The 12510-nt window shown below is 61.0% G+C and carries 12 protein-coding genes; 4 read left to right on the plus strand and 8 right to left on the minus strand.

Annotated elements, in window-relative coordinates:
* Position 1: 1 nt before the first annotated feature.
* Genes ACIK7D_RS19720 through ACIK7D_RS19730 form a run of 3 tightly spaced genes read right to left on the minus strand, consistent with a single transcriptional unit; the run spans position 2 to position 2724 of the window.
* The gene (locus tag ACIK7D_RS19720; protein ID WP_400157155.1) at positions 2–703 is read right to left on the minus strand and encodes an ABC transporter ATP-binding protein; all 702 of its coding nucleotides are present in this window, start codon (positions 701–703) and stop codon (positions 2–4) included.
* Position 704: 1 nt separating this feature from the next.
* The gene (locus ACIK7D_RS19725; RefSeq protein ID WP_127757866.1) at positions 705–1490 is read right to left on the minus strand and encodes an ABC transporter ATP-binding protein; all 786 of its coding nucleotides are present in this window, start codon (positions 1488–1490) and stop codon (positions 705–707) included.
* A 25-nt stretch (positions 1491–1515) separates the two neighbouring features.
* Entirely contained in the window at positions 1516–2724 is a 1209-nt protein-coding gene (locus ACIK7D_RS19730; RefSeq protein WP_059756891.1) for an ABC transporter substrate-binding protein, read from the minus strand.
* 232 nt (positions 2725–2956) lie between these two features.
* Between ACIK7D_RS19730 and ACIK7D_RS19735 the strand changes: the two genes are divergently transcribed.
* Together ACIK7D_RS19735 and ACIK7D_RS19740 are read left to right on the plus strand one after the other, a co-directional pair.
* Positions 2957–3874 carry a LysR family transcriptional regulator gene (locus ACIK7D_RS19735; protein WP_080820005.1) on the plus strand — a complete coding sequence of 306 codons (918 nt, stop codon included), beginning with the start codon at positions 2957–2959 and terminating at the stop codon, positions 3872–3874.
* A gap of 134 nt (positions 3875–4008) precedes the next feature.
* Positions 4009–5031, plus strand: coding sequence for an LLM class flavin-dependent oxidoreductase (locus ACIK7D_RS19740; protein WP_400157156.1), 1023 nt, complete (start codon positions 4009–4011; stop codon positions 5029–5031).
* 186 nt (positions 5032–5217) lie between these two features.
* Here ACIK7D_RS19740 and ACIK7D_RS19745 read toward each other — a convergent pair whose 3' ends face one another.
* On the minus strand, positions 5218–6336 hold the full coding sequence (locus tag ACIK7D_RS19745) for a mandelate racemase/muconate lactonizing enzyme family protein (RefSeq protein ID WP_400157157.1): 1119 nt from the start codon (positions 6334–6336) through the stop codon (positions 5218–5220).
* A gap of 231 nt (positions 6337–6567) precedes the next feature.
* Here ACIK7D_RS19745 and ACIK7D_RS19750 point away from each other — a divergent pair, with 231 nt between their 5' ends.
* Both ACIK7D_RS19750 and ACIK7D_RS19755 read left to right on the plus strand, forming a co-directional pair.
* A complete protein-coding gene (locus ACIK7D_RS19750; RefSeq protein ID WP_137005306.1) occupies positions 6568–7242 on the plus strand; it encodes a GntR family transcriptional regulator in 675 nt (224 codons plus the stop codon).
* A gap of 109 nt (positions 7243–7351) precedes the next feature.
* Positions 7352–8821, plus strand: a complete 1470-nt coding sequence (locus ACIK7D_RS19755; protein ID WP_400157158.1) for a mannitol dehydrogenase family protein — start codon at positions 7352–7354, stop codon at positions 8819–8821.
* A gap of 50 nt (positions 8822–8871) precedes the next feature.
* On the opposite strand, the gene ACIK7D_RS19760 is transcribed toward ACIK7D_RS19755, so the two are convergent.
* The 4 genes from ACIK7D_RS19760 to ACIK7D_RS19775 are packed head-to-tail and all read right to left on the minus strand — an operon-like array spanning position 8872 to position 12475.
* Positions 8872–9717 (minus strand): ATP-binding cassette domain-containing protein, encoded by an 846-nt coding sequence (locus tag ACIK7D_RS19760; protein WP_080819997.1) that lies wholly within the window; start codon positions 9715–9717, stop codon positions 8872–8874.
* Positions 9714–10553, minus strand: a complete 840-nt coding sequence (locus ACIK7D_RS19765) for an ABC transporter ATP-binding protein (protein ID WP_003522485.1) — start codon at positions 10551–10553, stop codon at positions 9714–9716. The genes ACIK7D_RS19760 and ACIK7D_RS19765 overlap by 4 nt, the downstream gene beginning before the upstream one ends.
* Before the next feature lie 3 nt (positions 10554–10556).
* Positions 10557–11471: an ABC transporter permease subunit gene (locus ACIK7D_RS19770; RefSeq protein ID WP_003522484.1), complete on the minus strand. Its 915-nt coding sequence runs from the start codon at positions 11469–11471 to the stop codon at positions 10557–10559.
* On the minus strand, positions 11468–12475 hold the full coding sequence (locus ACIK7D_RS19775) for an ABC transporter permease subunit (RefSeq protein ID WP_003522483.1): 1008 nt from the start codon (positions 12473–12475) through the stop codon (positions 11468–11470). The genes ACIK7D_RS19770 and ACIK7D_RS19775 overlap by 4 nt, the downstream gene beginning before the upstream one ends.
* Positions 12476–12510: the final 35 nt, after the last annotated feature.

Below are 12510 nucleotides of genomic sequence, written 5' to 3' on the forward strand. Positions count from 1 at the left end.
GTTAAACCCCCAGCACCATGTTGAGCTCGCCCATGCGGCCGGAAAGCTCGCTGACCGGAAAATTGCTGACCATCTGGCCGTGATCCATCAGGTAGAAACGGTCGGCGATGCGGCTCGCAAAACGGAAATTCTGTTCGACCAGAACAACGGTCATGCCGCGGCTCTTCAGCTTTTGCAGCACCTCGCCGATGCGCTGCACGATGACCGGAGCGAGCCCCTCGGTCGGTTCATCAAGCAGCAGCACCTTGACCCCGGTGCGCAGGATGCGCGCCATGGCGAGCATCTGCTGCTCGCCACCGGAAAGCTTGGTGCCGGGGCTGGTGCGGCGTTCGTAAAGATTGGGAAACAGCTCGTAGATTTCATCGAGCGTCATGCCGCCGGATGCGACGACGGGCGGCAGCTTCAGGTTTTCCTCGACGCTCAGCGTCGCGAAGATGCCGCGCTCTTCCGGCACGAAACCGATGCCGTATTTCGCCGTGCGATGCAGCGGCACCGGCATCAGATCCCTGCCGCCCAGCTTGATGACGCCCTTGCGGTTGCGGATGATGCCCATGATGGTGCGCAGCGTCGTGGTCTTGCCCACACCGTTGCGGCCGAGAATGGTGATGGTTTCGCCCTCGCCGACCGTCAGATCGACACCGTGCAGCGCCTGGCTCTCGCCATACCAGGATTTCAGGTTGGAGACTTCGAGCATTGCCGCCATATCAAGCCTCCTCCGTGCCCATATAGGCCGTGCGCACACGCGGATCGGCGGAGACAGTGGCATAATCGCCCTCCGCCAGAATTTCACCCCGTTGCAAGACCGTGACGTGGTGGCAGATATCGGCCACGACTTTCAGATTATGTTCGACCATCAGCACCGCGCGTGTCTTTGCCACCTCGCGGATGAGTTCGGCGACGTGGGAGACATCCTCACCGCCCATTCCGGCCATCGGCTCATCGAGCAGCAGAACCTTCGGATCGAGCGCCAGCGTGGTGGCGATTTCAAGCACACGCTTGCGGCCGTAAGAAAGATCGGCCGCAAGCGCATGTTTTTCCCGTGTCAGGCCAACCGTTGCGATCAACTCCTCGGCGCGGGCGTTCAGCCTGTCGAGCGAGGAGAGCGGCAGCCAGAATTGCGTTGCGAGGCCATTCGGCCGCTGCAACGCCACCCGCACGTTTTCCAGAACCGTCAGATGCGGAAACACCGCCGATATCTGGAAAGACCTGACGAGGCCCAGTCGCGCCACCTTGTCCGGCGGCGTCCTTGTTATGTCCGTTCCCATGAAGGTGATCGCCCCGCCTGTCGGCTGGAGAAACTTGGTCAACAGGTTGAAGACCGTGGTTTTGCCGGCGCCGTTCGGACCGATAAGCGCATGCACGCGGGCATGGTGGACGTCGAGATCGACGTTTTTCACGGCCGCGAATGCGCCGAAGGTCTTGGAGAGACCGCGCGCCGAAAGAACGACGCGAGGTTCGGCCTGCCCGGCAAGGGCGGGAGCGATCGTCATCAAGCTTTCCCCTTTTTATTCTTCTTTACTGCGTTACCAGCGGGCAACCGCTCTTTGCGGGGTCCATGAAGGCTTCCTTGCCGGGGATGGTGGCCAGAACCTTGTAATAATCCCACGGCTGCTTGCTCTCATCCGGCTTCTTCACTTCCATGAGATACATGTCGTGGATCATGCGACCGTTGGCGGCCACATGGCCGTCCTTCGAGAAGACGTCGTTGACCGGCATTTCCTTCATGGCCTTGGCGACGGCATCGGCATCATCCGTACCAGCCTTTTCGATGGCCTTCAGGTAATGCAGCACGGCGGAATAGGTGCCGGCATGAACCATGTTCGGCATGGCGCCGGTGCGTTCCTTGAAGCGTTCGCCGAACTTGCGCGATTCATCGTCGCGGTCCCAATAAAAACCTTCCGTCAGCGTCAACCCTTGAGCCGCCTCAAGACCGAGGCCGTGGACTTCGGCAAGCGTGAAGAGAAGCGCCGCGAGCCGCTGGCCGCCGGCGACGATGCCGAATTCGGCCGCCTGCTTGATGGCGTTGGAGGTGTCGAGACCGGCATTGGCAAGGCCGATGACCTTCGCGCCCGAGGACTGCGCCTGCAGCAGGAAGGAGGAATAATCCGTCGTGGCGAGCGGATGGCGCACGGAACCCAGAACCTTACCGCCATTGGACTTGACGAAATTGGCGGTATTTTCTTCCAGCGAATAACCGAAGGCATAGTCGGCGGTCAGGAAGAACCAGCTGTCGCCGCCCTGCTTGACGAGCGCGCCGCCGGTGCCGACAGCCAGCGAATAGGTGTCATAGGCCCAGTGGAAACCATAGGGGCTGCACTGCTTGCCGGTCAGTTCGGTGGTTGCCGCACCCGTATTGATGGTGATCTTCTTCTTGTCCTTCGACAGCGCCTGCACGGCAAGGCCGACCGACGACGAGGTCAGTTCCATGATCGAATCGACCTGTTCGGTATCGTACCATTGGCGGGCGATATTGGAGGCCACATCCGCCTTGTTCTGGTGGTCGGCGGTCACCACTTCCACCGGCGCATCGAGCACCTTGCCGCCGAAATCCTCGACCGCCATCTTCGCGGCTTCATAAGAGTATTTGCCGCCGAAATTGGCGTAGACGCCCGACTGGTCGTTCAGAATGCCGATCTTGACCTTGCCGTCCGAAATCTCGGCGGCATAGGCGGCGGTGCCAGCGGCCAGCGCCATGGCCGTGGATAAAACGATACTCTTGCGCATGACTTCTCCTCCCAGAGATGATTGCGAGCCTCAGATGGGTCTGTGCAACGGTGAACGAAACCGCCTGCGGGCTTCCATGCCATTGCACCTGAACGGTCACACCGCCCTCCTCAAAGCGATGCATCCTGAGCCTAGACTTCTCGAATTCGGCCGTTGACACAAGAGCGGGGCATCATCAAATTGCGAACAGGAACTGTTCATTTTTGAACAGAACTCTTGATGGGAGACAAATATGGCCACCCCCTTCACCTGGGACGACCTGCAATATTTTCTGGCCGTGGCCCGCACCGGACAGCTCTCATCGGCAGCCAGAAGCCTGCGCACCAGCCACGCCACCGTCTCCCGCCATATCGACCGGCTGGAATTTTCCCTGAAAACCAAGCTGTTCGAGCGAAACCCGCGCGGTTATGAACTGACGACGGTGGGACGGCGGCTGGTCGATACGGTCGAGCGCATCGAGGCGGAAGCCGAAAGGCTGCAATCGGATATTTCCGAAAGCGGCAGCCTGCTGCGCGGCGTGGTGCGGCTCAGCGCGCCTGAAGGTTTTTCCAATTTTTTCTTCGTGGAGAGGCTGAAAGACTTCGCCGTCACTCATCCCCATATCATGGTGGAGATGGTGACGATCCAGCAAATCATGGCGCTGTCCAAAAAGGAGGCGGATGTGGCGGTAACGCTCGATCCGCCAAAGGCCGGTCCCTACATCAATGAACAGATCATCGATTACACGCTGCATATCTATGCCTCGCGTTCCTATCTCGCCGGGCGGCCGAAAATCGTAAAACGCGAGGACCTGCTCGACCACTTCTTCATCGGCTACGTGCAGGACCTGATCTTTTCACCGGGCCTCGATTATATGCGTGACGTGCTGCCGGGTCTGCGGCCAAGTTTCCAGTCCTCGAGCATTTTTGCGCAGCTGACCGCAACGCTGAGCGGCAGGGGGCTGTGCATCTTGCCGAATTTCATCGCCGCCCGCTTTCCGGATCTGCAAATGGTGCTTCCCGGTGAAGTGGAGCTGCGGCGAGGCTATTGGCTGACGAGCCACCAGGACCTTGCCAACGTGCCGCGGGTGCGCTCGCTTATGGATTTCATTCTCACCACGGCCCGCGCCCACCAAAATCTCTTCGTGCTCGACAGAAAGACGACCGCCTGAGCGGCAGCGTTCACATTTCGGCGACACCGTGTCTACCGGTGGCGAATTGGAGAATGCGCTCAACTGCTTATATGACTGACAACAACGAAGCCGGTTTGTGAAGACCGGCATCCTCCGACATCTGGAAGGTCATCATGAAAAAGATCGGATTCCTGTCCTTCGGCCACTGGACGCCCTCGCCCCAGTCGCAGACCCGCTCGGCTGCGGACACGCTGCTGCAATCGATAGACCTCGCCGTCGCGGCGGAGGAGCTGGGGGCCGACGGCGCTTATTTCCGCGTGCACCATTTCGCCCGCCAGCTTGCCTCGCCCTTTCCACTGCTGGCCGCCGTTGGCGCGCGCACGAAAAAGATCGAGATCGGCACCGGCGTCATCGACATGCGTTATGAAAACCCGTTCTACATGGCGGAGGATGCCGGTTCGGCCGACCTCATCGCCGGCGGACGCCTGCAGCTCGGCATCAGCCGCGGCTCGCCGGAGCAGGTGATCGATGGCTGGCGTTATTTCGGTTACCGTCCGGCCGAGGGCCAGAGCGAAGAAGACATGGCGCGTCAGCACACCGAAGTCTTCCTCGAGCTTTTGAAGGGCGAAGGTTTCGCTGAACCGAATCCGCGCCCGATGTTCCCCAACCCGCCGGGCCTTTTGCGGCTGGAGCCGCATTCCGAAGGGCTGCGCGAGCGCATCTGGTGGGGTTCGAGTTCCAATGCAACGGCGGTGTGGGCGGCAAAGCTCGGCATGAATTTGCAAAGCTCCACCCTGAAGACGGATGAAACGGGCGAGCCTTTCCATGTTCAGCAGGCGCAGCAGATCCGCATCTTTCGGGAAGCATGGAAGGAAGCAGGCCACACCCGCGAGCCGCGTGTATCGGTCAGCCGCAGCATCTTCGCCCTCGTCAACGATCGCGACCGGTCCTATTTCGGTTACGGCAACGAAGGCGACGACAAGATCGGTTATATAGACGACAAGACACGCGCGATCTTCGGACGCAGCTATGCCGCCGAGCCGGAAAAACTGATCGAACAGCTGAAAACTGACGAGGCCATCGCCGAGGCTGATACGCTGCTCCTGACCGTGCCGAACCAGCTGGGCGTGGATTACAACGCCCATGTGATCGAGACGATCCTGAAGCAGGTGGCGCCGGCTCTCGGCTGGCGCTAAATTTGGAAAAATTGCATCATCCACACTCCGTCACCCCGGACTTGATCCGGGGTCCAGCGCGATCAAGTCCTTGATCGCAAAAGACTCTTTTCACGGCGCAGACGCGCCGTGGCTGGATGCCGGATCTAGTCCGGCATGACGGAGGACGGGCTTCCCTCCCTTAAAATCCGGGCTGTGTACCGCTGCTCATTTTACCGATTTGCCATAACGGGCGAAGCTTTCAGCCAATGGCGTCGTGCTGGCGCCGGGGCGCTCCGGGCGTTTGTAAACGCCATCCCGCACATGGATCGGCTCTTCGAAATGATCCTTGATCCAGGGAATATATTCGAGAATGGTCGAGGCCGGGTGCCAGTAGCTCAGATGCACATGCACCTGGCTCATCTCGCCGGCATGAGGCACCACGGGCAGGCGATGGGCGAGCGCGAGATCGGCGACCTGGATATATTCGGTGATGCCGCCAAGTCGGGTCACATCCGGCTGGACATAGGCCACCGCGCCGGCATCGATAAATGAGCGGAACGCATCCACCGTGTAAAGCTGCTCCCCGAGCGCAATCGGAATCGACGTATTGCGCGCCAGCCGCGCATGGCTCGTCACATCGTCATACCAGAGCGGCTCCTCGAACCAGTAGATATCCAGATCTTTCGCCGCCGCGCAGAAACGCCGGCATGTGGGTAAATCCCACTTGCCGTTGCCGTCGATGGCGATGCGGATGGAAGAACCGACACGCTTGCGCACGGCCGCAAGGCGGGCAATGTCGATATTCGGATCGTCATGCCCGACCTTGATTTTCAGCCGGGTGAACCCGTCTTCCTCCACCGCCCTTGTGCTGCCCGCGAGCAAATCCTCCAGCGTGAAGGAAAGCCAGCCAATATCGGTATTATAGGCCTCCACCGCCGCCGTGCGCGCGCCGCCGAGATAGTGCCAGAGCGGCACGCCCACCTTTTTCGCCTTCAGGTCCCAGAGCGCAACGTCAACTGCGGCCAGCGCCAGATGGGTGATGCCCGCCCTGCCGACCCATTGCAGCGCCGGATAACGGGCCAGTTTCGTCCACAGCCTCGAATGTTCCGATGCATCCTCCCCCAGAAGCAGGGGCGCGTAACAATCGCTGATGCAGGATGTGATCAGCCTGTCCGACGGCAGATGCGCGTGGGTGCCGGTAAAACCATAGCCCTCAAGGCCATCGCTGGTGGTGATCCTTGCACCAACGACGCCCCAATGGGTGATGCTGTGGGTGGAATCGGAAATGGACTCCGATGTCAGCGGCAGATGCAGGATGAAAGGTTCGACAGCGGTAATTTTCATGATCGGTCATTCCTCGATTGCTGATTGCTTGCGGGGAGGAATAGACGCCGCGTCCCCGCGACCACGGGCCGCGAAGATGGCTTTCGGGAAATTGCCAGACCGCCCTCCTCCAGCAGCCTGCTTCCGCTGACGGATAGAGCTAAAGGAAAAACGGCTCTTGTAAAATAAAAAATTTTTTATTTTTAATATTCGACCATTGCCAGTCCTTCGAAGCTGGGCAATGATGTCGCCATGAACTCGCTGGTCAAAGTCACGCTCGCCGAACAGGCGCATCAGGAACTGCGCGCACGCATCGTCAGCGGCAGATTGCGCGGCGGCGAACGCCTGCTGCCCAATGAGCTTGCGGCCGATCTCGGCATCAGCCCGACGCCGGTGAAGGAAGCCTGCCTGAAACTCGAGGCCGATGGGCTGGTAGTCAATTCCTCCCGGCGCGGCATGGTGGTGCGCGATTTCACCGTGGAGGACGTGGAGGAACTTTACGCCGCCAGAATGCTGCTCGAGAAAGGCGCGGTGGAAGTGGCTTTCGACGCCGGGCAACTGGATGGAGCGCTGCACGCGGAACTGCTGGAAAGCCTTGCGAAACATCGTAAATTCGCCAAAGGCTCGACGCTCGACGAATTGTCGAAAGCGCTTTTTTATGATCGCAGCTTCCATACGACCCTTGTGTCGGCAGCGCGCATTCCGGTCATTTCCGGCTCGCATGAGCGCATTCTCGACCAGACCCACACGGTTTTCGTCTCGATCCTTGGCGACTACGCCCGCTCGGTCGAGGAGCATCAGAATATCGCCGATGCCATCGCCGCCGGCAGCAAGGCCCAGATCGTCGATGCCCTGTGGCGGCATCTCGAGCGCAGCCGCCAGAATACGCTGCGCCAGGTCCGGCTGCTCAAAGAGGCCGGCGCCTGATCATTCCGCATATAAGGGGAGGAACTGCCATGATGCGCCACAAGCCGGACGCCGCAATGAGAGCGGCGCGAGCCACAACCGTCCCGTTCCACATGGGGATTTCGCATCGATGACAGACCGGCTTTCCGCTGCAACGCTGCCCCGCCTGCCGCAATCCGTCACGACACCCGCCTATGACCGCCAAAGCGTCACGCCCGGCATCGTGCACCTCGGCGTCGGGGCCTTTCATCGGGCGCATCAGGCGGTTTTCATCGACGATTGCCTTAATCGCGGCGAAACCCGATGGGGCATCGTCGCCGCATCGCTGCGCAGCCCGGATACGCGCGACGCCATCGAGCCGCAGGATAATCTCTACACCTTCTGCCTGCGGGACGGTGAGAGCGAGCGCCTGCGCATCATCGGTTCGATTCTCGAAACCATCGTCGCGCCGGAAGAGCCCGAACGGCTGGTGGAGCGGATGGCCGATCCGCGCGTCCTCATTGTCACCCTGACCGTAACGGAGAAGGGTTACCTGACCAATCTCGCCTCCCGCAGCCTGCTGCGCGATCATCCCGACATCGCCCATGACCTTGAAAACCCGGAGCGGCCGCGCTCCATCTTCGGCTTCATCCTTGCCGCCACACGGCTCAGGCGCAGGCAAGGTTCTCCGCCCCTGACGCTCCTGTCCTGCGACAACCTACCCGCCAACGGCCATGTGTTGCAAAAGCTTCTGCTGGAATTTGCAGAACTGGCCAATCCGGAACTGGCATCCTTCATCGAAAACAATATTGCCTGCCCCTGCTCGATGGTGGACCGGATCGTTCCCGCCACCACGGATGCGGACCGCGAGGCGATTTCGGCCGCACTCGGCCTCAGCGATGCCTGGCCGGTGGTGGCCGAACCCTATTTCCGTTTCGTCATTGAAGATCGTTTTCCGCATGGAAGGCCGACGCTCGAGAAATCGGGTGTGGAATTCGTCGGCAATGTCGAGCCATACGAGCATATGAAGCTCAGAATGCTGAACGGCTCCCACAGCGCCATCGCCGCCATCGGCCAGATTGCCGGCCTTGCGACGGTGGCGGATGCCTGGGGTGAAAAGCCCGTGCGCGATTTCGTCGACGCCTATTGGCGCGAGATCGAACGGACGCTCGACCCCGCCGTTAACGGGGCGGAATTCGCAGCCGGCCTGCGGGAGCGTTTCGCCAATCCCTCATTGCAGCACAAGACGATGCAGATCGCCTCCGATGCATCGCAGAAAGTGCCGCTGCGCATTCTCGCCCCGTTGCGCGAGCTGCTGGAGGAGAAGGCTGAAAGCCGGACGGTCATTTTCGCCGTCGCGCTCTGGATCAGGTCCTGCGCGGACAAGAATGAAAAGGGGCAGCCGATCACCATTCTCGATCCCGCTTTCAAGGAGTGGGATGCGCCGGATCAACTGGCAATGACGCCGGATGCGGTCGTCGACCATTTTCTGACTTTCGAACGCACATTTGGCAGCGACCTGCCCAGGAACGAAACCTTCGTCACAACCCTGAAAGCCGCCTATCGCGACATTCGGGAACAGGGCGCACTTGCGGCAATCGAGCGTTTCCTGAAGTCCTGAAAAAGAACAGGCCGGAAATCCGGCCTGTTCTTACCCTCGGTCGTCGGCCTTCAGGCTGTCGCTGCCAGCCGTGCCGCCTTGCGGCGTTCCACGCGGGCGCGGATGGCATCGACATCCGTGATCGGTGTCGCAGCGAAAAGCTGGCGGGTATAGGGGTGCTTCGGATCGGCGAAGAGTTCCTCGCGCGTGCCCTGCTCCACCGCTACGCCCTTCGAAATGACCATCACATCGTCAGCGATGTAACGCACCACAGAAAGATCGTGGCTGACGAAAACATAGGTCAGCTCGAATTCTTCCTGAAGGTCGGCGAGAAGGTTCAGCACCTGCGCCTGTACCGAAAGATCGAGCGCCGAGACCGGCTCGTCCAGCACCAGCAGCGCCGGGTTCAGCATCAGTGCCCGCGCAATGGCGATGCGCTGGCGCTGGCCGCCGGAGAACATGTGCGGATAACGGTTGAAATGCTCAGGACCGAGGCCGACCTTCACCAGCATGGCTTCGGCCCGCTCGCGGCGCTCGGAAGCCGGTATTTTGGTGTTGATGACCAGCGGTTCCATCAGCACGTCACCCACCTTCTGGCGTGGATTGAGGCTGCCATAGGGGTTCTGGAACACCATCTGCACTTTGGAACGCATCTCCGTATCGGGACGGCGTCTGGCGATATCGACCGGCTTGCCTTCGATCTTCAGTTCGCCGCCGGATGCCGGATCGATCAGCGCGATGATGCGGGCCAGCGTCGATTTACCGGAGCCGGATTCACCGACGATAGCGAGCGTCTTGCCGCGCTCGACGGCAAAGTCGATGCCCTTCAGGGCCTGCACCGTCTTGGCGCCGCCGAACAGGCCGCCGGGAACATGATAGTCGCGGGTAATGCCCTTGCCTTCGACAACGATACTCATTGAACGCCCTCCTTGCCGAAGAAATCGGAAACCGTGGGCAACCGGTCGCCGGTGGCATTTTCCGGCAGGGCCGAAAGCAGTGCCTTGGTATAGGGATGCTGCGGGGCCTCGAAGAGGCTCAAGACATCCGCCTCCTCCATTTTGCGGCCCTTATATTGCACGACGACGCGGTCTGCGGTTTCCGCCACCACGCCCATGTCATGGGTGATGAGGATCAGCGCCATGCCATATTCCGCCTGCAGGTTCATCAGCAGATCGAGGATCTGCTTCTGGATCGTGACGTCGAGCGCGGTGGTCGGCTCGTCGGCGATCAAGAGGCGCGGCTTGGAGGCGATCGCAATCGCGATCATCACACGCTGGCACTGGCCGCCCGACATCTGGTGCGGATAGGCCTTGAGCTTGGTTTCCGGCTCGGGAATACCGACAGCCCGGAACAGTTCCAGGGCGCGGGCACGCGCGGCAGCGCCGCTCATGCCGAGATTGAGGCGCAGAACCTCCTCGATCTGGAAACCGACCGTGAAGGACGGGTTGAGCGAGGCTACCGGCTCCTGGAAGATCATGGTGATCTCGCGGCCGATCACCCTGCGGCGTTCCTGCGGCGACATGGCCAAAAGGTTCTTGCCGTCGAAGGTCATCTCGTCGGCGGTGATCGTCGCCGTGTCGGGCAGAAGCCCCATGACGGCGAGCATCGATACCGACTTGCCGGAACCGGACTCGCCGACGATGGCCAGCACCTCGTGCTTGTCCACGGAAACATCGATGCCGTTGACGGCCGTGAAGGCGCCGGTGGCGGTGGCGAATTTGACGGTGAGGTTCTTGATTTTCAGCAGGCTCATCGCTCAGCTCCGCTTCAGTTTGGGATCGAGCGCATCGCGCAGGCCGTCACCCATGAGGTTGATGGCGAGCACCGAGATCAGGATCGTCAGGCCCGGAAGGGTCACGACCCACCAGGCGCGCAGGATGAATTCACGCGCTTCCGCCAGCATCGTGCCCCATTCGGAGGCGGGCGGCTGCGCGCCCATGCCGAGGAAGCCGAGAGCGGCGGCATCGAGAACCGCGGACGAGAAGGAAAGCGTCGCCTGAACGATCAGCGGCGCAAGGCAGTTCGGCAGGATGGTCTTGAACATCAGCCGGATATTGCCGGCGCCGGCCACGCGGGCGGCGGTGACATATTCGCGCCTGAGTTCGCTCATCACGGCAGCACGTGTCAGACGCGCGAAATGCGGCTGGTAGACGATGGCAATCGCGATCATGGCATTGGTGAGACCCGGCCCGAGGACCGCGACCAGAACCAGCGCCAGAAGCAGGGACGGAAACGCCAGAATGACGTCCATCACGCGCATGATGACGGTATCCACCCAGCCGCCGAAGAAGCCGGCGACGAGACCGATGACGATACCGCCGACAAGGGCGATGGAGACGACGACAACGCCGATGAACAGCGAATATTGCGCGCCGTAGATCAGGCGGGACAGCATGTCGCGGCCCACCGCATCGGTGCCGAAGAAGAAGCCGGCGCGGCCGCCTTCCTGCCAGACCGGCGGGACGAGCAGCGCATCGCGATATTGTTGTGTCGGATCATGCGGGGCAAGGATGGGCGCGAAGATCGCCACCAGCACAAGCAGGATGAAGACGGCAAGCCCGATGACGGCGCCGCGGTTCTGGCGGAAATAGAACCAGAAATCGGCAAGCATCCGGCGGCGGATGGCGGCGTCCGAAAGGCGGACGCCGGGGGTGGTGGTCACATCGGTCATTTGTGACGGATCCTCGGATTGATGAGGCCATAGGTCAGATCGACGAGCAGGTTGACGATCATCACCAGACCCGCGATCAGGAGCAGGCCGCTCTGCACGACCGGATAATCACGGCGCGAGATGGAATCGATCATCCACTTGCCGATACCCGGCCAGGAAAAGATGGTTTCGGTCAGGATGGCGCCCGCCATCAGCACGCCGATCTGCAGGCCGATGGTGGTGATGACCGGGATCATCGCGTTGCGCAGCGCATGGATACCGACGACGCGGGCGGACGACATGCCCTTGGCGCGGGCGGTGCGCACATAATCCTCACCCATGACTTCCAGCATGGCCGAGCGCGTCTGGCGCGCAATCACCGCCAGCGGAATGGTGGCGAGCACGACGGAGGGCAGGATGAGATGCGAAAAGGCCGACGCGAAGGCGCCCTTCTGGCCCGAAATCAGGCTGTCGATCAGCATGAAACCGGTGACGGAGGGGAAGAAATACATCAGCGAGATGCGACCCGACACCGGCGTCCATTGCAGGATGCCGGAGAACATGATGATGAGCAGCAGCCCCCACCAGAAGATCGGCATGGAGAAGCCGACGAGCGCGGTCGTCATGGAAATCTGGTCGAACCAGGAGCCGCGACGGATGGCGGCGATGACGCCGACCGGCACGCCGATCAAGGTTGCGATGATGATGGCGACGAGACCAAGCTCGACCGTCGCGGGGAAGAGCGACAGGAACTCGGTGAGAACCGGCTTCTTGGTGACCAGCGAATTGCCGAGATCGCCCTGAAGCAGCCGTCCGAGGAAATGAAGATATTGCTGCCAGATGGGCTGGCTGAAGCCGAGCTGTTCGGCAAGCTGCGCATGCCGTTCGGGTGAAATGCCGCGTTCGCCCGCCATCAGCAGCACGGGATCTCCCGGCAGGACGCGCACGAAGGAGAAGGCGACAAAGGTGATCCCGAGAAATGTCGGAACGAGGTAGAGAAGTTTGCCGAGAATGAACCGGATCATGGCTTTTTCCTGAAAAGACGCGCGGAAGAACAGGG

It is taken from the genome of Agrobacterium sp. P15N1-A, assembly GCF_044626815.1.
GTDB classification, from domain to species: domain Bacteria; phylum Pseudomonadota; class Alphaproteobacteria; order Rhizobiales; family Rhizobiaceae; genus Agrobacterium; species Agrobacterium leguminum.

Bases quoted from the DNA above. Each gene is read 5' to 3' on its own strand.
- ACIK7D_RS19750 (WP_137005306.1), top strand. From the start codon at position 6,568: ATGAACTCGCTGGTCAAAGTCACGCTCGCCGAACAGGCGCATCAGGAA.
- ACIK7D_RS19740 (WP_400157156.1), top strand. From the start codon at position 4,009: ATGAAAAAGATCGGATTCCTGTCCTTCGGCCACTGGACGCCCTCGCCC.
- ACIK7D_RS19760 (WP_080819997.1), bottom strand. From the start codon at position 9,717: ATGAGTATCGTTGTCGAAGGCAAGGGCATTACCCGCGACTATCATGTT.
- ACIK7D_RS19735 (WP_080820005.1), top strand. From the start codon at position 2,957: ATGGCCACCCCCTTCACCTGGGACGACCTGCAATATTTTCTGGCCGTG.
- ACIK7D_RS19725 (WP_127757866.1), bottom strand. From the start codon at position 1,490: ATGACGATCGCTCCCGCCCTTGCCGGGCAGGCCGAACCTCGCGTCGTT.
- ACIK7D_RS19770 (WP_003522484.1), bottom strand. From the start codon at position 11,471: ATGACCGATGTGACCACCACCCCCGGCGTCCGCCTTTCGGACGCCGCC.
- ACIK7D_RS19745 (WP_400157157.1), bottom strand. From the start codon at position 6,336: ATGAAAATTACCGCTGTCGAACCTTTCATCCTGCATCTGCCGCTGACA.
- ACIK7D_RS19765 (WP_003522485.1), bottom strand. From the start codon at position 10,553: ATGAGCCTGCTGAAAATCAAGAACCTCACCGTCAAATTCGCCACCGCC.
- ACIK7D_RS19775 (WP_003522483.1), bottom strand. From the start codon at position 12,475: ATGATCCGGTTCATTCTCGGCAAACTTCTCTACCTCGTTCCGACATTT.
- ACIK7D_RS19720 (WP_400157155.1), bottom strand. From the start codon at position 703: ATGGCGGCAATGCTCGAAGTCTCCAACCTGAAATCCTGGTATGGCGAG.
- ACIK7D_RS19755 (WP_400157158.1), top strand. From the start codon at position 7,352: ATGACAGACCGGCTTTCCGCTGCAACGCTGCCCCGCCTGCCGCAATCC.
- ACIK7D_RS19730 (WP_059756891.1), bottom strand. From the start codon at position 2,724: ATGCGCAAGAGTATCGTTTTATCCACGGCCATGGCGCTGGCCGCTGGC.